This is a genomic window from Nocardia sp. CNS-044 (assembly GCF_059570515.1).
In genome coordinates this window covers 1,572,787-1,591,160 of sequence record NZ_JCANSX010000005.1, presented here as the reverse complement: position 1 = coordinate 1,591,160, position 18,374 = coordinate 1,572,787, and the positions used below count along the sequence as shown (strand labels likewise).

General features: G+C 68.8%; 18 protein-coding genes and 1 pseudogene. 3 read left to right on the top strand and 16 right to left on the bottom strand.

Annotated elements, in window-relative coordinates:
* Position 1 precedes the first annotated feature (1 nt).
* Both T333_RS07905 and T333_RS07900 read right to left on the bottom strand, forming a co-directional pair.
* Entirely contained in the window at positions 2-613 is a 612-nt protein-coding gene (locus T333_RS07905; RefSeq protein ID WP_355000011.1) for a TetR family transcriptional regulator, read from the bottom strand.
* Positions 603-2,132, bottom strand: coding sequence for an MFS transporter (locus T333_RS07900; protein WP_496424025.1), 1,530 nt, complete (start codon positions 2,130-2,132; stop codon positions 603-605). The genes T333_RS07905 and T333_RS07900 overlap by 11 nt, the downstream gene beginning before the upstream one ends.
* A gap of 216 nt (positions 2,133-2,348) precedes the next feature.
* Here T333_RS07900 and T333_RS07895 point away from each other — a divergent pair, with 216 nt between their 5' ends.
* Complete coding sequence (locus T333_RS07895) at positions 2,349-3,638, top strand: D-alanyl-D-alanine carboxypeptidase family protein (protein WP_357251232.1); 1,290 nt, start codon at positions 2,349-2,351, stop codon at positions 3,636-3,638.
* A gap of 142 nt (positions 3,639-3,780) precedes the next feature.
* Here the strand turns inward: T333_RS07895 and yhjD are convergent, their stop codons facing one another.
* From yhjD to T333_RS07880, 3 genes are all read right to left on the bottom strand, one after another.
* Positions 3,781-4,803 (bottom strand): inner membrane protein YhjD, encoded by a 1,023-nt coding sequence (gene yhjD / locus T333_RS07890; protein WP_496424024.1) that lies wholly within the window; start codon positions 4,801-4,803, stop codon positions 3,781-3,783.
* A gap of 102 nt (positions 4,804-4,905) precedes the next feature.
* Positions 4,906-5,937 (bottom strand): tryptophan--tRNA ligase, encoded by a 1,032-nt coding sequence (trpS, locus tag T333_RS07885; protein WP_496424023.1) that lies wholly within the window; start codon positions 5,935-5,937, stop codon positions 4,906-4,908.
* The gene (locus T333_RS07880) at positions 5,900-6,904 is read right to left on the bottom strand and encodes an oxygenase MpaB family protein (protein ID WP_355000015.1); all 1,005 of its coding nucleotides are present in this window, start codon (positions 6,902-6,904) and stop codon (positions 5,900-5,902) included. The genes trpS and T333_RS07880 overlap by 38 nt, the downstream gene beginning before the upstream one ends.
* 124 nt (positions 6,905-7,028) lie before the next feature.
* Between T333_RS07880 and T333_RS07875 the strand changes: the two genes are divergently transcribed.
* Positions 7,029-7,664, top strand: a complete 636-nt coding sequence (locus T333_RS07875; RefSeq protein WP_496424022.1) for a TetR/AcrR family transcriptional regulator — start codon at positions 7,029-7,031, stop codon at positions 7,662-7,664.
* A gap of 17 nt (positions 7,665-7,681) precedes the next feature.
* Here the strand turns inward: T333_RS07875 and T333_RS07870 are convergent.
* From T333_RS07870 to T333_RS07855, 4 genes and pseudogenes are all read right to left on the bottom strand, one after another.
* Positions 7,682-7,792, bottom strand: a pseudogene (locus T333_RS07870) (hypothetical protein); the annotation flags it as partial.
* Entirely contained in the window at positions 7,788-8,279 is a 492-nt protein-coding gene (locus T333_RS07865) for a barstar family protein (RefSeq protein WP_496424021.1), read from the bottom strand. The pseudogene T333_RS07870 and the gene T333_RS07865, both read right to left, overlap by 5 nt.
* Positions 8,279-8,803, bottom strand: coding sequence for a guanyl-specific ribonuclease (locus T333_RS07860; protein WP_496424020.1), 525 nt, complete (start codon positions 8,801-8,803; stop codon positions 8,279-8,281). The genes T333_RS07865 and T333_RS07860 overlap by 1 nt, the downstream gene beginning before the upstream one ends.
* A gap of 70 nt (positions 8,804-8,873) precedes the next feature.
* The gene (locus T333_RS07855) at positions 8,874-9,653 is read right to left on the bottom strand and encodes an exodeoxyribonuclease III (protein ID WP_496424019.1); all 780 of its coding nucleotides are present in this window, start codon (positions 9,651-9,653) and stop codon (positions 8,874-8,876) included.
* Positions 9,654-9,722: 69 nt separating this feature from the next.
* On the opposite strand from T333_RS07855, the gene ephH reads away from it, so the two are divergent.
* Complete coding sequence (gene ephH / locus T333_RS07850) at positions 9,723-10,619, top strand: epoxide hydrolase EphH (protein ID WP_496424018.1); 897 nt, start codon at positions 9,723-9,725, stop codon at positions 10,617-10,619.
* A 71-nt stretch (positions 10,620-10,690) separates the two neighbouring features.
* Here ephH and T333_RS07845 read toward each other — a convergent pair whose 3' ends face one another.
* The 7 genes from T333_RS07845 to T333_RS07815 all read right to left on the bottom strand — a co-directional run bounded on the left by T333_RS07845 (position 10,691) and on the right by T333_RS07815 (position 18,257).
* A complete protein-coding gene (locus T333_RS07845; protein WP_496424017.1) occupies positions 10,691-11,950 on the bottom strand; it encodes an acyl-CoA dehydrogenase family protein in 1,260 nt (419 codons plus the stop codon).
* A 28-nt stretch (positions 11,951-11,978) separates the two neighbouring features.
* Positions 11,979-12,860, bottom strand: coding sequence for an SDR family oxidoreductase (locus T333_RS07840; protein ID WP_357251247.1), 882 nt, complete (start codon positions 12,858-12,860; stop codon positions 11,979-11,981).
* A gap of 93 nt (positions 12,861-12,953) precedes the next feature.
* Entirely contained in the window at positions 12,954-13,832 is an 879-nt protein-coding gene (locus T333_RS07835; RefSeq protein WP_357251250.1) for a MaoC/PaaZ C-terminal domain-containing protein, read from the bottom strand.
* Between the two features lie 9 nt (positions 13,833-13,841).
* Positions 13,842-14,276 carry a type II toxin-antitoxin system Rv0910 family toxin gene (locus T333_RS07830; RefSeq protein WP_496424016.1) on the bottom strand — a complete coding sequence of 145 codons (435 nt, stop codon included), beginning with the start codon at positions 14,274-14,276 and terminating at the stop codon, positions 13,842-13,844.
* A 30-nt stretch (positions 14,277-14,306) separates the two neighbouring features.
* Entirely contained in the window at positions 14,307-15,575 is a 1,269-nt protein-coding gene (locus T333_RS07825; protein ID WP_496424015.1) for a lipid-transfer protein, read from the bottom strand.
* Positions 15,576-16,371: 796 nt separating this feature from the next.
* Positions 16,372-17,010 carry a TetR/AcrR family transcriptional regulator gene (locus tag T333_RS07820; protein ID WP_355000026.1) on the bottom strand — a complete coding sequence of 213 codons (639 nt, stop codon included), beginning with the start codon at positions 17,008-17,010 and terminating at the stop codon, positions 16,372-16,374.
* Positions 17,007-18,257, bottom strand: coding sequence for an MFS transporter (locus T333_RS07815; RefSeq protein ID WP_496424014.1), 1,251 nt, complete (start codon positions 18,255-18,257; stop codon positions 17,007-17,009). The genes T333_RS07820 and T333_RS07815 overlap by 4 nt, the downstream gene beginning before the upstream one ends.
* Between the last annotated feature and the right edge of the window lie 117 nt (positions 18,258-18,374).

The following is an 18,374-nucleotide window of genomic DNA, read 5'->3' as shown; positions in this document are numbered from 1 at the left end:
GTCAATCGACGGAAGGGTCCAGCGGCAGACCGGCGTCGAGGAAGTCCATCGCGCGACCGAGGTTGTCCGCGTTCACCGGCGCGCGCAACGAGATGGCGAGGCCCGCTCCGGCGATCGCACCGGCCGCCACACGGACCTCGAAATCGTCGGCGGGGCGGTCGAGGTATTCGGCGAGCAGCTCGGCGATCATCTCGATGCCGCGCTCGAGCTCGATGCCGATCGCCGCGCGCAGTTCCGGCACGTGGTAGAGCAGGGCTTGGCGCTCCTGCTCGAAGGCCAGTTCCTCGGGCGTCAGGGTGGCGAACGCCGTGTCCATCGCTTGCCGGAAGGCGAGAATCGGGGAAAGCCCGCGCGGCTGGCGGCGGATCTCATCGATCAGCACCGGGTCCAGGTCGTCGGCGATGACCAGCTGCTCCTTGGTCGGGAAGTAGCGGAAGAAGGTGCTCGGCGAGACGTCGGCCGCCGCGGCGATCTGCTCGATCGTGGTCTCCCCGTAGCCCTGCTCGCGGAACAGCCGGAAGGCCTCGGTGCGAATCGTCCGGCGGGTCCGCTCCTTCTTCCGTTCCCGCAATCCCGGCGCCGCGACACCCTCACCCGTTGACTCAACCGACATGCGTCGATTCTGACTCATCGAGCGCCGCCGCGGCGGCAGGTGCGTCGACCGGCTCCGGCGCGCGGCGCGGCAGCACCCACAGCGCCAGCGGCACCGACACCGCGCACAGGGCGGCGCAGACCCACAGCATCAGGCTCATCCCGCCGACGAAAGCCGATTGGACCTGCGCCAACGCGTCCGCGTTTCCGCTCGCCTTCGCCGCGGCCGCCCCGCCGCTCACGCCGTCGTCGTAGGGCGCGACGTTCAGCGCACCGAGTTCGGCGCGGTACCGGGTGACGAGCACGGTGCCGAGCAGCGCGACGCCGATGGTGCCCGCCGCCTGCCGCAGCGCCTGCAGCAGCGCGGACCCGACGCCGCTGCGCGCGACGTCCAGATCGTCGATGGCGACCGACATCGCGACCGGCATGCCCATGCCCATGCCGACGCCGACCAGCGTGATCCAGCACGCGGTGAACCAGTAGGCGCTGTCCACGTCGGTCATCGCGCCCGAGCCGAGGCCGATGCCGAGCAGCACGAGCCCGGCCGTGACCGCCACCCGCGCACCGGCTTTCGGCAGCAGCCGATCTCCCAGCCGCGCCCCGACCACCACGCCGCCGATCATGGGGAGCAGCCGCAGACCGCTGCCGAGCGCGTCGGCGCCGAGCACCTCCTGGTAGTACTGCGGCACGGTGAAGAACATGCCGAACATCGCGAAGGTGATCAGCACGGCGAACACGGAGCCCCAGCGGAAACCTCTGGCGCGGAACAATTCCAGGTCGATCAGCGCGTGTCGGGCGCGCCGCTGCCACAGCAGGAACGCCGCCATCGCGATCGCGCCCGAGGCGAGCAAGATCCAGGCCGTCGCATCGCCCCAGCCCTCTTCGCCGAAGCGAATGAAACCGTAGGTGATACCGAGCATCCCGAGCATCGACAGCAACACACCGGGCAGATCGATCGGACGCCGTTCCGGATTGCGCGATTCCGGCACCAGCGCGGTCACCGCCGTCGCGGCGAGCACGACCATCGGCACGTTGATCAGGAAGACCGAACCCCACCAGAAGTTGTCGACCAGCCAGCCGCCGAGCACCGGACCCAGCGGCAGTCCGAGCGAGGTCGCGGTGACCCAGATCGACATGGCGCGGGCCCGTTCGCGCTGCTCGGGGAACAGCACCGGAAGCACCGCCATGGACAACGGCGTCATGGCCGCCGCGGCGATACCGAGCGCCACCCGCGCGGCGATCAACTGCCCCGAGGTGTCGGCGAAGGCGCAGGCGAGCGAAGCGAGACCGAACAAGACGAGCGCGGCGAGCAGGATCTTCTTGCGTCCGTACCGGTCGCCGAGCGCGCCCGCGGGCAGCATGAACGCCGCGAGCGTCAGCGTGTAAGCCGAGCTGAACCATTGCAGCGCACCGGTATTCGCGTGCAGGTCGACCGCGAGGGTGGGCAGCGCGACAGTCAGGACGGTCATATCGAGGCCGATGGTCAGCATGGCGAGTGCCAGCGCGCCGAGCGCGAGCCAGCGTCGGGTGTCCGCGTTCACGATCCCTCCGTAAATGGAAGTTACTATTTTTTGATAGTAACTACCATTTTATGGTGGCTGTCAATACTGTGCCCGGTATCCGCCGACGCTCCGGCCGAGCGCCTGGCGCCGAAACTTCGTCCGGCTGCGCCTGTTAGGCGGACCTCGGCCTTCGCTCCGGCCAGCCACGGTCTGTTGGCCGACTCCGTCCGCCTGCGCCTATTAGGCTCGCTCCCGATGAGAATCCCGCATCCCCGCCACCGCGCCGCGCGCTGTCTCGCCGGTGCGCTCGCCGCCACCCTGCTCGGCGGCGCTTTCGCCGCACCGGCTTTCGCGGCGCCGACGACCACCACCGCCCCGTTCACCACCCCGAACACGGATAGCTGCCCGCAGAAGACCAAGCCGCCCGCGCCGATCGACACCTCCGAGGTGCCCGCGCCGGGTCAACCGACGCCCGGTCCGCTGGCGGTCCCCGTGCCTCCGGTGGGCGGGACCAGGATGGGCGAGTGCGGCGTGGTGTTGCCGAAGGGCGCGCCGCCTCCGCCGAAGGACATTTCCGCGACCGCGTGGGTGGTGTCGGATCTGGACACCGGCGAGGTGCTCGCGGCCAAGGACCCGCACGGGCGCTACCGGCCCGCCAGCACGATCAAAGTGCTGCTCGCCACCGTCGCGCTGCGCACGCTGCAGCTGGACACGGTGGTCACCGGAACCCAGGCGGACGCGGACGTCGACGGCACCCGCGTCGGCATCGGCCCCGGCGGCCGCTACACCAACCGGCAGCTCATGCAGGCGCTGATCATGGCCTCGGGCAACGACGCCGCGCACGCGATCGCCGCGCAGCTCGGCGGCGACGACGCCGCCGTGGCGAAGATGAACGAGCTGGCGAAATCGTTGTACGCCTTCGATACCCGCGCGGCGACGCCGTCCGGGCTGGACGGTCCCGGCATGAGCACATCGGCCTACGACCTGTCGCTGCTGTTCCGCGAGGCGATGACCATCCCGCTGTTCGCCGAGTTCATCCGCACCGAGCAGATCGAGTTCCCCGGCTATCCCAAGAATCCGAAGATCCCGGACGACGTCGACCACCCGGGCTTCGCCGTCGGCAACGACAACCATCTGCTGTTCAACTACGAGGGCGCGCTCGGCGGCAAGACCGGCTTCACCGACGACGCGCGGCAGACCTTCGTCGCGGCAGCACAGCGCGACGGGCGCAGGCTGGCCGTCGCCCTGTTGCAGGCCGAGGTGCGCCCGCTGCGGCCGTGGGAGCAGGCGGCCCGGCTGCTCGACTACGGTTTCGCGCTGCCCGCGGGCACCCAGGTCGGCATGCTGCCGAACCACAACTCGACGGACGCGAAATCCACGGCGGCCCTCGCCGCTCCGCCGGGCCCGGAGGGCGGCGACGTGCTCGCCAGCCCGCCGCACGAGCGCGACAACGCGGGCTTCCGCACGCTGCTGATGGTCGGCGGTATCGTGCTGATCCTGTTCCTGCTGCTCAAGGCACGGCGCATCAACCGCCAACGGCGCTGAGCGGATTCGGTTCCGGCGAGTCCGCTCAGCCCATCCCAGCCGCGTTGCTCAACGCGGAACGTCGACTGCCCACGGCGCTGGGCAGTTTCGATGCCATCGCTCCGGCGAGTCCGATCAGCGCGGCCCATCCCCGCCGCGTACCTCAGCGCCGCCTGCGCAGGGTGGCCAACCCGAGGGCGGCGAGCGCGCCCGCGCCGAAGTAGGCCGCGCCGCGGCCGAACGGTCCGGCATTGTCGATCACGCGCGGCTGGATGACGGCCGGGGCCGGTGCGGGGGGCGCGACCTCGGGCTCGTTCTCGGATGCGGTCGCGGCCCACGCGGTCGCGAACAGGATGATGCGGTAGGTGATGTAGCTGAACACCATCAGACCGATGATCGAACCGAAGGCCGCCCCTGCCGGACTGCGCAGCACGATCTGCAGGTAGATCGAGGCGACGAACTTGAAGATCTCGAAGGCGATCGCGGCGATCAGCGCGGCTTTCGCGGCGCTGGCCACCGTGACGGGCTCGCGGGGCAGCCTGGCGATGATCCACGCGAACACCGCCCAGCTCGCCAGCAACGCGAGCAGGATCGACAGCAGCGTCAACAGCACCCGGGCGCCAGGTAGGTCGGCGAGGCCGTAGCGCTCGAGCAGTTGAGCGCCGAGGTTGCTCGACGCCAGCGCCGAAAGACCGAGCGACACCACGAAAGCCAGGCCGAGGCCGATCAGCGCACCGAGATCGGAGATCTTGGTGCGAATCCAGTTGCCCTCCTCGTGCTTCTGTTCCCACTGCTCGGTGAGCGCGGCGCGCAGGTTCGCCATCCAGCCGAGCCCGGTGTAGAGGCCGGCGAGCAGGCCGAGCACGCCGACCGTACCGCGGGATCGGACCGCCTGGTCGATGAGATCGTTGAGCTGGGTGCCCAGCTCGCCGGGGATGGTCTCGACGATCTTGTCCTGAAGCTCTTGGAACAGTTCCTGATTGCCCGCGAGTACGAAGCCCGCGGCCGCGAACGCCACCATCAGCAACGGAAACAGCGACAGCACAGTAAAATACGTGATCCCGGCCGCGAAGTAGTCGCCACGCTGGCGCTGATAGCGGCCACCGGCCCGGATCAGATGGTCCAGCCAGGGCCGCGCCTGCACGCGGCGTTCGATCCCGGCCTTGATGTTGTCGATCGCCTGCACCTGCTCGCCCCTTCGACGCCTCCTGACGAACCCGGCCCGTCGGCTCCCCGCGCACGGCCGGAGCGAAGGCGGCGGTACGCCCTCGCAAGCGTCGTACCCGGGCTAGCGGGCCAGGAAACCCACCCGGTCGTAGACCTGTGCGAGAGTGTTGCCGGCGATCTCACGCGCCTGCTCCGCGCCGGCGGCGAGGATACGGTCGAGTTCGCCTTGATCCGCCAGATACTCTTCCACCTTGGCGCGCAAGGGCGTGACAAATTCCACCAGCGCGTCGGCGACATCGGATTTCAGGTCCCCGTAACCCTTGCCCTCGAAATCCTTCTCCAGCGTGACGATCGGCGTTCCGGTCAGCGAGCTCAGGATCACCAGGAGATTGCTGACACCCGGTTTGGCGTCCGTGTCGTAGCGGATCTCGCGCTCGGTGTCGGTGACCGCCGAACGGACCTTCTTCGCGGTGATCTTCGGATCGTCGAGCAGGTTGATCAGACCCGCGTCGGTGGCGGCCGACTTGCTCATCTTGGCGGTCGGGTCCTGCAGGTCGTAGATCTTCGCGGTGCCCTTGACGATGTGCGCCTCCGGCACGACGAAGGTCTTCTTGTAGCGGGCGTTGAAGCGCTGCGCCAAGTTTCGGGTCAGCTCCAGGTGCTGGCGCTGATCCTCGCCGACCGGCACCTGATGCGGGCGGTAGAGCAGGATGTCGGCGGCCATCAGCACCGGGTAGGTGAACAGGCCGACGGTCGCGTTCTCCGCGCCCTGCCGGACCGACTTGTCCTTGAACTGCGTCATCCTGCTGGCCTCGCCGAAACCGGTGATGCAGCTGAGGACCCAGGCCAGCTCGGCGTGCTCGGGCACCTGGCTCTGCACGAACAGCGTCGACTTCTTGGGGTCGATACCGATCGCCAGCAGTTGCGCCGCGGCGGCCCGTGTCCGCGCCCGCAGTTGCTTCGGGTCGTGCGCGACGGTGATGGCGTGCATGTCCGGGATGAAGTACAGCGCGTCGTAGTCGTCCTGCAAGGTCACCCAGTACTGCAGCGCCCCAAGGTAGTTGCCCAGGTGGAACGAGGAGCTGGTCGGCTGGATCCCGGACAGCACACGCTGCTTACGCTCGGCGGCCGGGGCTGGTGCGGGACTCGACATGCCTCCGATCTTCCCATGTGAGTCCAGGGGAATTTCTAGCCGCCCAGTTGCGCGGGTCGACGCCGGGCATGCTCGGTCGCCCGGTCCGCGCCAGCGCGCGCTCCCGCTCGGAGACCAGCCGGTAGACCGGGCCGCTCGGACCGGCGAGCGTGCCGCGCAGCACCCTCGGTGCCAGCGGCGGCGCGAAATGCGCCGTGCGCACGCCGCGGGCCAGCGCGCGGAAGGCGAGTTCGTCGGCCATCCCCCAGCGCATGCCGTACATGGCCCGAACGCGCGGCGGCAGACTGCCTTGCACCAGCAGGAAGAACGCCGATGTGACCTGGTGCAACGGGGCACGCTGCGGATACGGCACACGCTGACCGGCCAGGTACGAGCCGACCAACCGAGCCTCCTCGGTGAGGAACAGCTCGTCGGAGGCGAGGTAGCCGTCGAAGAAGTCGCGGAAGGCAGGGTAGTCGGCGGGCGCGGCCGAGCGCGGCATGCCGAACAGCTCGCCCCAACGCACATAGTCCTGGTACAGCCCCTCCCGCTCGCCGTCGGTCAGCTTGCGGACCAGCAGGTCGTACATCACTTCGGCGGAGTCGAAGGTGAACGCCATGGTCATGAACATCAGGTGCGGATCGAGGGCCGAGTACGGGGTGCCCGCGGGATGGTGTGGCCCGGCGTCCTCGGGCAGCTCGCCGACGACCTTGGCGTGCTTCTTCGTGGTGAACGCCAGCGCCCGATCCGCCTCCTCCTTGCTGCCGAGGAAAACGGCCTCGAACAGCTTGCCGGTGAGCGCGAGCCGGGTGTAGGGCGTATCGCGGTGCTCGGTGTTCTCCGCGGTCCCGACGTAGAGCCGAGGGTGCACGGCCCCGACCACGAGCGCGCGCTGACCGTAGGTGAGGCCGACCGCGCGCTTGCTCATGACGCGCCGCGCCATCGAGTTGGCGGCGAAGTATCCCGGCGTGGACGAGCGTGCGGACATCGTTGTCTCCTCATCGAAGGACCCGGCATACACCGGGGCCCACGGCATCTGGCAATAGAATCCTCCAGATTTCTCATTGTGGCAAGGACCACTACCAGAATCGTTGCCGTGCCAGAATCGAGCTGTGACAGCGCAGCGGACCTACGGCGGCGTCTCCGCCGACCAGCGCAGGGCACAGCGCCGCACGGCCCTGCTGGACGCGGCGCTCGAGATCGTCGGCACCCAGGGCATCGCCAAGCTGACCGTCTCCGGCCTGTGCGCGCAGGCCGGGCTCAACGAGCGCTACTACTACGAGAACTTCGACAGCCGCGACGCCGTGCTGACCGCGCTGACCGACCGGATCGCCGAGGAACTGGCCGTCGCCATCCTCGGCGGCCTGCGCGACGCGCCGGACGACTCGCGGGCCAAGGCGCATTCGGCCATCGCCGCTGGCATCCACCTGCTCACCGACGATCCGCGCAAGGCCAAGGTCGCGCTGATCGCGTGCATGGCGACGCCGGAGCTGCGGGCCCGCACCACCGAGACCATCCGGGTATTCGCGCGCATGGTCGCGGCGGAGGGCATCGACTTCTACGGCATCACCGAGCCGGAACCGGATCCGGCCATCTTCTTCCGCGCGACCTACCTGGTCGGCGGGCTGGTGCAGACGCTGACCACGTGGCTCCAGGGCGATCTGCCGCTCAGCAAAGAGGAACTCATCGAGCACACCACGGATGTGTTCGTCCTGCTCGGCGAGGATCTGGCGCGCCGCCTCGGCTGATCGGCCCGAGACCGACCGACGAGGCCGTGGCCGGTGACCACGCCGTCGCCGTACAGCGCGGCGGGGAGGTCACCCGGCCTGCGCCCAAGAGCCCCGAGAACACGCGGATGAGGTGCCCCCGGATCAACCCAAGGACAGCGGAACGAACTCACCCGAGGGTGGGGCGCCCTGGTACACCACGCGGAACGCGACATCGCGCCGCGCCCAGTAACCCGCGCAGTCGCGCATCGCCTCTTCGAACCAGTCTCGCTCGTCGGGTTGATCGGCGAGCAGCGCGACCGCGTCCCGCACCACCACCACGTAGCCGCTCGCGTTGCCGACGAAATCGTCCAGGTCGCGCAGGCATTCGTCGAAGGCGTCCTTGTTCGCGCCGAAGTAGTACGGGAACTGGAACGCCGCGGCCCACTCGTCGAACACGCCCGCCGTGCCGCGCATCTTGGGCCCGCGCAGCTCGCGCACCAGGTAGCCCGCGGGCGCGCGGTAACGCACCTCGCTCAGCTCCGGCGCGTCGACAGGGAGCGCGCCGAGCACCGGCGTGGACAGGCCGCCGAGGACGGCGGGCGCGCCGTCTGGGGTGCGGGCGAGGAATCGCGAGAGCGGAACCGGGCGGGTCATCAGCGCATCCTCGTGAAGGTCTCGTAGTGGTCGCCGGTGTACCACGCCGTGCCGTCGCTGCCGGTCACGATGCGTTCGGCGTCGCGGGAGCGATTGCGCTGCTTGGGATTGACGTCCCACTCCCGATAGGTGATCGACCTGCCCGCCGCGTCGGTGCGCGGCAGCGTGCCCTCGCGATTCATCCACCGTTCGCCGCCCTTGGTGCCGGGCGCGTTCGCCGAATCCGGCCAGCGGCCCGCGTCGATCTCGGCCAGCGTCACGTAGGCGCGGTCCGGGACGCCTTGCGCCCGGCTCGGCGCCGTGCTTGTGGTCGCCGCGACGGCAGAGGTGGCGGGCGAACGCTCGGGACTGTTACTGGCGGGCGAGCGCGCCGGGCCGTTCGTGGCAGTCGCGATGGTGCCTGTAGTGGCCGAGCCCGCGGTGCGGTCGGTGTCGGAGCCGCCGCGCAGAGCGAGCACCGCCACCAGCAACACCACCGCCACCGCGCCGAGCGCCGCGAGCGCCCGAATCACCTTGCCGGACATGCCCGCACCTCACATACGCTCGACGCCCCGCGTGCGGCACGCAAGCACATGATTCGCTCACTCCGTTCGGTCACCGGTACTGCACCGTCACCGGCGCGTGGTCGGACCAGCGCTGATCGTAGGCGGCGGCCCGCTCGACAACGGCCTGCTTGGCGCGGCCGGGCAGCTCGCCGCGGGCCATCTGGTAGTCGATGCGCCAACCGGAGTCGTTGTCGAAGGCGCGGCCGCGGTAGGACCACCAGCTGTACGGACCGTCCACGCCCGGATGCAGCTGACGCACCACGTCGACGTAGCCCGCGGCGATCAGCTCATCGATCCAGGCGCGTTCCTCGGGCAGGAATCCGGCCGACTTCAGATTGCCCTTCCAGTTCTTCAGGTCGCGTTCGGTGTGCGCGATGTTCCAGTCGCCGCCGACCACGAATTCGCCGGTGCGGGTCGTCAGGTAGGCGCCGAACTCGGCCATGAAGCGGTACTTCTCGTCCTGGCGCGGGGTGCCCGCGTCGCCGGAGTGCACGTAAACGCTGGCGACGGTCAGCTCGTCGAAGTCGGCCTCGAGGTAGCGCCCGGAAGCATCGAACTCGGCGCTGCCGAATCCGACGCGCACGGCCTTCGGCTCGCGCCTGGAGAGGATGCCGACACCGGCCCGGCCCTTGGCCCCCGGCTCGGCATGCGCCAGCCACCAGCCGTCGGCCAGCGCGGGGGCGAGTGCGGCGCGGGTCTGCTCGTCGGTGGCGCGGGTCTCCTGTAGGCAGACGATGTCGGCCTCGGTGGCGGCGAGCCACTCGAGCATGCCCTTACCCGTGGCCGCTCGGACGCCGTTTACGTTGATCGTAGAGATGATGTAGGGCACCCGACGACCGTACAATGCTGGTCAGAGATATCGCCCCCGGACACCGCCGTCCAGGAAGGGGTGCTGACGATGACGTCCGACACCTCCAAGTCCCCGGCCGCCCCGCGTTCCAGCCGAGCGCGAACCGCACGCGCGGCCGACAAACCCGGACCGGTCAAGGCCCTGCACCTGGGTTCCGGCGATCCGCTGCTGCTGTTGCACGGGTTCATGCTCTCGCCGCACTGCTGGGAACGCACCGCGGACCGGTTGTCCTCGGCCTGCGAGGTGTACGCGCCCGCGCTTCCCGGGCACTGGGGCGGCCCGCCCTCCGAGGGCTGGCACACCGACGTGTCCGTGCTGGCCGACGGGATCGAGGCCCAGCTCGACGAATTGGGTTGGCGCACCTGCCACATCGCGGGCAACTCGCTCGGCGCCTGGGTGGGGGTGGAACTCGCCCGCCGCGGCCGGGCCCGCACGTTGACGCTCATCGCGCCCGCCGGTGGCTGGAACGTCCCCTCGATCACTCAGTTCCGGGTCGGCCTGAAGTTCCTCTCGCTGGTCCCGCTCGTCCGGATCGGCAGGCGGCTCGGCGACTTCGCCACCGACAACTTCATTCCGCAGCGGTTCGCGCTGTTCCTGCTGAGCAAGCAGGCTTCGGCGGTGCCGCGCCGCGAGATCGCGAACGTCCTGCGCGCCGCGCTGTACTGCACGGCGATGGTGCCGATGATCGCGGGCGGCCTGCGCGCCCCGGCCCTCGCCGACCTGTCCGACCTGCCCACGCCGGTCCGCTTGCTGCTCGCCGAGTACGACCGCATCATCCCGAACCGCGTCTACGCCCGCCGCTACCTGAAGGAACTCCCCGACTCCGCCGACCGCATCCTCGTCAACGGCGTCGGCCACGTCCCCATGCTGGAAGCCCCCGACCGCATAGCCACCCTCATCGCCGAACACGTCTACGCCAGCCGCACCCATCTCCGCGCCGTGTGAATCTCACACATCCTGTGCACGCCTCACATAGGCGGTGCCTATGTGAGGCGTGCGGTAGGGGTGTGGGAGCGTCAGCGGCCGAGGAGGGCCTTGGCGATGTGGGTTACTTGGATTTCGTTGGAGCCCGCGTAGATCATCAGGGATTTGGCGTCGCGGGCTAGTTGTTCGACGCGGTATTCGGTCATGTAGCCGTTGCCGCCGAAGAGTTGGACGGCTTCCATGGCCACGTCGGTGGCGGCTTCGGAGCAGTAGAGCTTCATCGCGGAGGCTTCGGCGAGGGTCGGCGGTTTGCCCGCGCGACCGCGCTCGAGCGCGTTGAACACCATGTTCTGCACGTTGATCCTGGCGATCTCCATCTTGGCCAGCTTGAGCTGGACCAGCTGGAAGCGCCCGATCTCCTGACCCCACAGCTTGCGGCTCTTGGCGTACTCGACGCAGAGCCGGTGGCATTCGTTGATGATGCCCAGCGCCATGAACGCCACCCCGATGCGTTCGGCGGTGAAGCTGGAGCGCGCGGACTCGCGACCGTCGCCGCCCTTGTGCTCCTCGGTCTCGCCGAGCAGCCGATCCCGGCCGAGGCGGACGTTGTCGAAGAACAGCTCGCCGGTCGGCGAGGCGTGCAGGCCCATCTTCTTGAACGGCTTGCCCTGGGTAAGCCCCTCCATGCCTTTGTCGAGGACGAAGGTCAGCACCTTGCGCTCGCGCTTCTCCGCCGAATCACCCTCGTCCAGCTTCGCGTAGACGATCATCACATCGGCGAAGGGACCATTGGTGATGAAGGTCTTCTGGCCGTTGAGGATGTAGTCCTCACCGTCGCGCTTGACGTAGGTCTTCATCCCGCCGAACGCGTCCGAGCCCGAGTCGGGTTCGGTGATCGCCCAGGACGCGACCTTCTTCATCGTCACGATGTCGGCGAGCCACCGCTCCTTCTGCGCCAGCGTGCCGCGCGACATGATGGTGGTCGCCCCCAGCCCGATGCTGACGCCCATCGCGGTCACCAAACCCATACAGACACCGGACAATTCGCCGATCAGCACCGCCATCAGCGACTCCTGCCCGCTGAACGGGCTACCGCCGGAAGACTTCTTCTTCTCCGGCGCGGGCTCCCCCGCCGCGACCGCGGCTTCCCTGGCCCGCTGTTTGGCGAGCATCTTCTCGACCGCGTCGCCGCCCATCGCGTCGATCCCGAACTCGCTGAACAGCTTTCGGATGATCGGATACGGCAGCATCTCGCCGGTGTCGAGCGCGTCCAGGTTCGGCCGGATCTCCTTGTCGATGAAGGTGCGCACCGCGTCGCGGATCATCAGATCGGTCTCGGACCATTCGAACATCGTCGTTCTCCTTTCTGGCGGCCCAACCTCAGGGCAGCCGGGCGGCGATGTCGTCGATCAGCCAGGGGCCCTCGGTCTCGATCGTCTTGACGTCGTGCCAGCCGCCCAACTCGGAGATGGCGCCGCCCTGCACCGCGAACACCTTGCCGGTGATCGGGCACTTGTCCGAAGCCAAGTATGCGACCAACGGGGAGATATTGGCGGGGCTGAAGGCATCGAATCCGCCCGCTTCCTCAGCCGCCTCCGCCTCGGCCGCCATCATCTCGCCCATGCCCGGCGTGGCGAGGGTGAGCCGGGTCCGCGCGATGGGCGCGATGGCGTTCACCCGCACGCCGTAGCGGGCCAGCTCGTCGGCGGCGACCAGCGTCAGCGCGGCGATGCCCGCCTTGGCCGCGCCGTAGTTGGCCTGACCGGCGTTCGGGATGGTGGTGCCCGAGGCGGACGCGGTGTTGATCACCGCCGCGTTGGGCTGATTGCCCGCCTTGCTCTGCTCTTTCCAGTAGACGGCCGCGTGGTGCAGCACCGCGGCGTGGCCCTTCAGGTGCACCGCGATCACGGCGTCCCACTGGGCTTCGTCCATGCCCGCGAGGAACGCGTCACGCAGGATGCCCGCGTTGTTGACCACGATGTCCAGGCCGCCCAGCTCCGAGACCGCCTGCTGGACCAGGTTGCGCGCGCCCTCCCAGGAGGCGATGTTGTCGGTGTTGGCGACCGCCTTGCCGCCCGCCGCGACGATCTCCTCGACCACCTGCTGCGCAGGCCCGGAATCGGTGCCCTCGCCCGCGTTGCTGCCGCCGAGGTCGTTGACGACGACGTGCGCGCCCTCGCTCGCGAACAGCAGCGCGTGCTCGCGGCCGATCCCCCGGCCCGCGCCGGTGATGACGGCGACCTTTCCTTCCAATGCGCCCATGTGTGCGTCTCCTGTGTGGTGCTCCCGCCCGATCGGACGAGGGTGTGATGAATGGGGTACCGGCCCGCGACCGAACGCCGCGGGCCGATCGGGTCAGTCGGCGATCTCGGCGAGGCCGTCGCTGAGCACGACGTCCGTGCCGCGCACCGTCTCGAAGGCGTAGGTGGTGACGCCGTCGGCGGCGCCCACCTTCCAGATCCGGGTCTCCAGGTCGTCGCCCGGGAAGACCATCTTGGCGAAGCGCACCGCGAAACGGCGCAGCCGATGCACGTCCGAGCCCGCCGCCTCGGTGAGGACCGCCCACGACGCGAAGGCCATGGTGCACAGGCCGTGCGCGATGATGCCGGGCAGTCCGGCGTCCTTGGCGACCTGCTCGTCCAGGTGCAGTGGCACCGGATCGCCGGAAGCCGGTGCGTAGCGGAAGGTTTGGTCGTCGTCGACGTGCTGCGGCACGACGGCGAACGGCTCGGTTCCGCGCAGCGACTCGTCGAACTTGTGCGGCGGCGCGGCCTGTCCGACGGACTTGCCCGCGTCGATGTTGCGAAAGAACGCGGTCAGGTATTGCTCGTTGACCAGTTCCCCGTCCTCGTCGCGACATTCGACGAGGATGGTGATCGTGCTGCCGTTGGACTTGCTCGCGTAGCCCACCGCTTTCGCGCGGGTGACCAGCTCGTCACCGGGCCGGATCGCACGGTGGAAGTGAAAGTCCTGCTCGCCGTGCACTACTCGGCCGAAGATGTCCATCGGCGCCACGTCGATCACCGGCATCATCATGGCCTCGAAGACCGGGACGATGCCGAACACCGGCGAGGCCACCTCGCCCGCACGGTGCGCCGCGATGGGATCGTTGGTGGCCGCGGCGTATTCGGCGATCCGCTCCGAGGTCACCTCGAAACGCTCGTCGTCACACCAGGTTTCCAGACCCGCGTCGTCGAATTCGACGACGCGTGCGGCGGTGGTTTCCGCTGTCATCGCGACGCCCTACGCCGAGGCCAGCGCGTCGAGCTGGTCGAGCGACTTGTCCAGCTGCTTGATGCCGTCCTTCTCGACCGCCTTGCCGAGCGCGCCCTTGATCAGCGCGCCTTCGAAGTCGCCGGACACCACGATGGTGCTGCCCGCGCCCTTTGGCTGGATGTCGAAGGTGAATTCGGTTTTGACGCCGGCCATTCCGGTGCCGCCGAGGGTCAGCTTGTTCGGCGCCTCGACCGCCTTGATGGTCCACTCCAGCTTGTTCGCCATGCCGAGCATGACGATCTTGGCGACCAGCTTGGACCCCTCGGCCAAGACGGTGGGCGGCTCCTCCATGAAGCGCTCGTGGATGGTGAACCACTTGTCCCAGGTCTGCGGGTCGGAGACGACCGCCCACAGCGCTTCCGGGGTGGCGTCGACATCCGTGGTTGCTTCGATGTGTCCCATGATCTCTCCTGTCGGGGAATGGTTTTCGGATCAGCGATCGGCGCGCTGGTAGGCGGTCACGACCGCGGCGCCGCCGAGGCCGATGTTGTGCTGGAGCGCGGCGGTGACGCCCTCGACCTGACGCTTGTCGGCCGCGCCGCGCAGCTGCCAGGTGAGTTCGGAGCACTGCGCAAGACCGGTGGCGCCCAGCGGATGCCCCTTGGAGATCAGGCCGCCGGAGGGGTTGACGACCCACTTGCCGCCGTAGGTGGTCTGGTTCTCGTCGATGAGCTTGCCCGCCTCGCCCGGGCCGCACAGGCCGAGCGCCTCGTAGAGCAGCAGCTCGTTGGCGGAGAAGCAGTCGTGCAGCTCGACGACCTGGAAGTCCTCGGGGCCGAGGTTCGCCTGGCGGTAGACCTGCCGCGCGGCTTGCACATTCATGTCGAAGCCGATCAGGTTCTTCGCGGTGCCGTCGAAGGTGGAACCGAAGTCGGTGGTCATCGCCTGGCCGACGATCTCGACGGCCTGCCCGGCGAGGTCGTGGGAGTTCACGAAGTCCTCGCTCGCCAGGATCACCGCGCCGGAACCGTCGGAGGTCGGCGAGCACTGCAACTTGGTGAGCGGGTCGTAGATCATCCGCGCGCCGAGGATGTCGTCGAGGGTGTACTCGTCCTGGAACTGGGAGTACGGGTTGTTCACCGAGTGCTTGTGGTTCTTGTAGCCGATCTTGGCGAAGTGCTCGGCGGTGGTGCCGTATTCCTTCATGTGCTCGCGACCCGCCGCGCCGAACATCCACGGTGCGACCGGGAAGAGCACCTCGGAGATCTCGGCCAGCGCCATGATGTGCTTGGCCATCGGCTGCTCGCGATCGTCCCAGGTGGAACCGAGCGAGCCGGGCTGCATCTTCTCGAAGCCCAACGCCAGCGTGCAGTCGGCGAGCCCGCCGCGGATGGCCTGCGCCGCGAGGTACAGCGCGGTGGAACCGGTCGAGCAGTTGTTGTTGACGTTGACCACCGGAATGCCGGTCATGCCGAGCTCGTAGACGGCGCGCTGCCCGGAGGTGGATTCGCCGTAGACGTAGCCGACGTAGGCCTGCTGCACCTCGCGGTAGTCGATACCCGCGTCGGCGAGTGCTTTGGTACCCGACTCCCGCGCCATGTCCGGGTAATCCCAGTCGGTGCCGTCCTCGTTCTTGCGACGGCCCGGCTTCTCGAACTTCGTCATGCCGACGCCGACGACGTAAACCCTGTTCGCCATCGAACTCCTTACTTCGTGCCTGCCCGCGCCGTGGTGTGCACCAGCGGTGCGGGCGGCGGACATCAGCGTCCGATCCGAACGGATCGAGCTGAAACAAACATACAAAGCTGTATGTAATGATGCAAGGGTCCTGCGCTAGTTAGGATCAATTCAGCTTTATTCGCAGGTCAGAGTGGCATTGACAGACATACAACTAGTTGTGTATCTGGAGCCACCCGCCGCTGAGATGTAGGCGGTTACGCCCGATGGATGTTTTTCGGGACGGGAGCACTACGCCGCGCCAGACCCGGCCAACGGCGGCGCAATCCTCGGCGCTTCCCCGGCACCGCCGAGCAGGCGGCCGATCCCGGCTCGCGGTACCGCTGCCCACCGCGAAGTTTTCGGCCCGCAAAGCGGTTCGAGACCGAGCCCACGGTCACAGCGATCGCCGTCAGCGGCAGACGGCAGCACCGACACTGCGGCCGCACCGACGCCGCACGAAGCGCCGACAGGCGGTCGACACTCAGCCCGCAGCAGTCAGCCAGCGGGCGTCAGCAAGCCTCGGTAACAGCGTGATGCGTATGCGACTCGACGCCATTGCGATGCCGCACTGCCACATCGGCCGAACTCGACCACATCGCGCGCTCCGCAGCGCCTCGTCGACTGCCGGTCGGATTTGGACCACGTCCCGTATCGCCTCGCCTCATCGACCACCGGTCGGACTGGGACCACGTCCCGTATCGCCTCGCCGCGTCGATCGTCATCGGAGACTCGGCGTCGCGGCCGCTGTGTTTCACAGCGTTCGCCGCCAGCGGGAATCAGCGGATTCGCCATGCGGCCATAGCCCCCAGCGAGGCTCCAGCGACCCCGCGAGCGCTCGTCATTCACTCCGCGGCACGAGGCTCGCCGTCGCGGCGGCCCGCAGGTTCGCGGACGCGCGACCCCAGCGACGGCGGGCGCGGTCGGTATCCGGCTCGATGAAGTTCGAGATGAGGATGCCGCGCAGGGCGTCCATGGCGGTGTAGACGAAATCGCGAGCGTCCTTGCGGCGCATCTCGTCCGGGACGAATCGGGCCACCGCCATCAGCACCGCGTTGTTCACGAACGGCTCGACCTTCTCCATGGCCGAGGCGAGCACCGGGTCGGTCCGGCCCGCGACCCACAGTTCGACGGTCGCGATGAACAGCGGACCCTGGTGCAGTTCCCACAGGAAGTCCAACGCCGCGGCGACCGGGTCGGCGCCGCTTTCGACCTTGGCCATTTCCCGCATCGCGGTCTCCGCGCGGCGCTGGGCCAGGTGACTGATCGCGGCGACGACGAGATCGTTCTTGGATCCGAAGTGATGCACCTGCGCCCCGCGCGTGACGCCCGCGCGCTCGGCGACCCGCGGCGTCGTCGTCCCCGCGTAGCCGTATTCGACCAGGCAGTCGATGGTGGCGTCGAGCAACCGCACGCGCATCTCGCTGCTGCGCTGTTCCTGGGTTCGGCGCTGCGGCTTGTCGGCGGCGGTCCTGGTCATTCCGACGATTCTACACTTACATACAGATCTGTATGTTCTGGCGGGTGACGCCGACCGACCAGCACTGTCACGGCGAAGAGCAGCGAACCGATCACCGCGAGACCCGCCCCGACGGCGGCGGGCGCGGTGTACCCGAGACCCGCCGCGATGACCACACCGCCGAGCCACGCGCCCGCGGCGTTGGCGATGTTCAACGCCGCGTGATTGAGCGCGGCGGCGAGGGTTTGGGCGTCGGCGGCGACGTCCATCAGCCGGGTCTGTAGCCCGGGCGCGAGCGCCGCGCCGGTCGCGCCGACCAGGAACGCGCCCGCTGCGGCGGTGAACGGATTGTGCGCCGCGGCGACGAAACCGGCGAGCACGACGGCCATCGCGATCATCGCGAGGAAGACGGCACGGTCCACACCGCGATCGGCGAGCACGCCACCGACGATGTTGCCCGCCACCATGCCGAGCCCGAACAGCATCAGCACCAGCGGCACGAAGCCCAGCGACATGCCTGCCACGTCGGTGAGGGTGGTGGTGATGTAGGTGTAGACGGCGAACATGCCGCCGAAGCCGACGGCGCCGACCGCCAAGGTCAGCAGCACCTGCGAGCGACGCAGCGCGCCGAGTTCGGTCCGGGGATCGGTGGTCCTGACGCCGGTGAGCTCCGGCACGAAACGGGCGAGCGCCGCGACCGTCGCGAGGCCGATCACCGCGACCACCACGAAGGCGTCCCGCCACCCGAGATGCTGGCCGAGCCAGGTGGCGGCGGGAACGCCGACGACATTGGCGGCGCTCAGCCCCAGCATAACGGCGGCAACAGCTTTGGCTCGCTGCCCGGCGGGCGCGAGGGTGGCCGCGGCCAGCGAGGCGACCCCGAAGTACGCCCCGTGCGGCAGACCGGAGACGAAGCGCGCCACGACCAGGCTCTCGAAGCTCGGCGCCACCACAGTTGCCGCGTTGCCCACGCTGAACGCGATCATCAACGCGATGAGCAGCCGCTTGCGCGGAACCCGTGCGCACAGCGCGGCAAGCACCGGCGCGCCGATCACCACGCCGAGCGCGTAGGCGGACACGGCGTGTCCCGCGGTCGGTTCCGAGACGTGCATGGCCTGCGCGATGTCGGGCAGCAAACCCATGGTGACGAACTCGGTCGTGCCGATGCCGAAGCCGCCGAGCGCGAGCGCGAGCATCGCGGGGATATGCCAATCGGTCCGCGCTTGGCCGGGCGGAGCTGGCAGAGGGGTGGCTACCTGACTGGTCACGCCTTCATGTAACCGGCGCGCGCGTCCGATCGCTCCCCGAGCCGAGGTGAGTTCGGCCACCGCCCGCTGTGGTATCAGTCCAGCTCACACGGCATCGCCCTACGCCCCCAGAGTCAC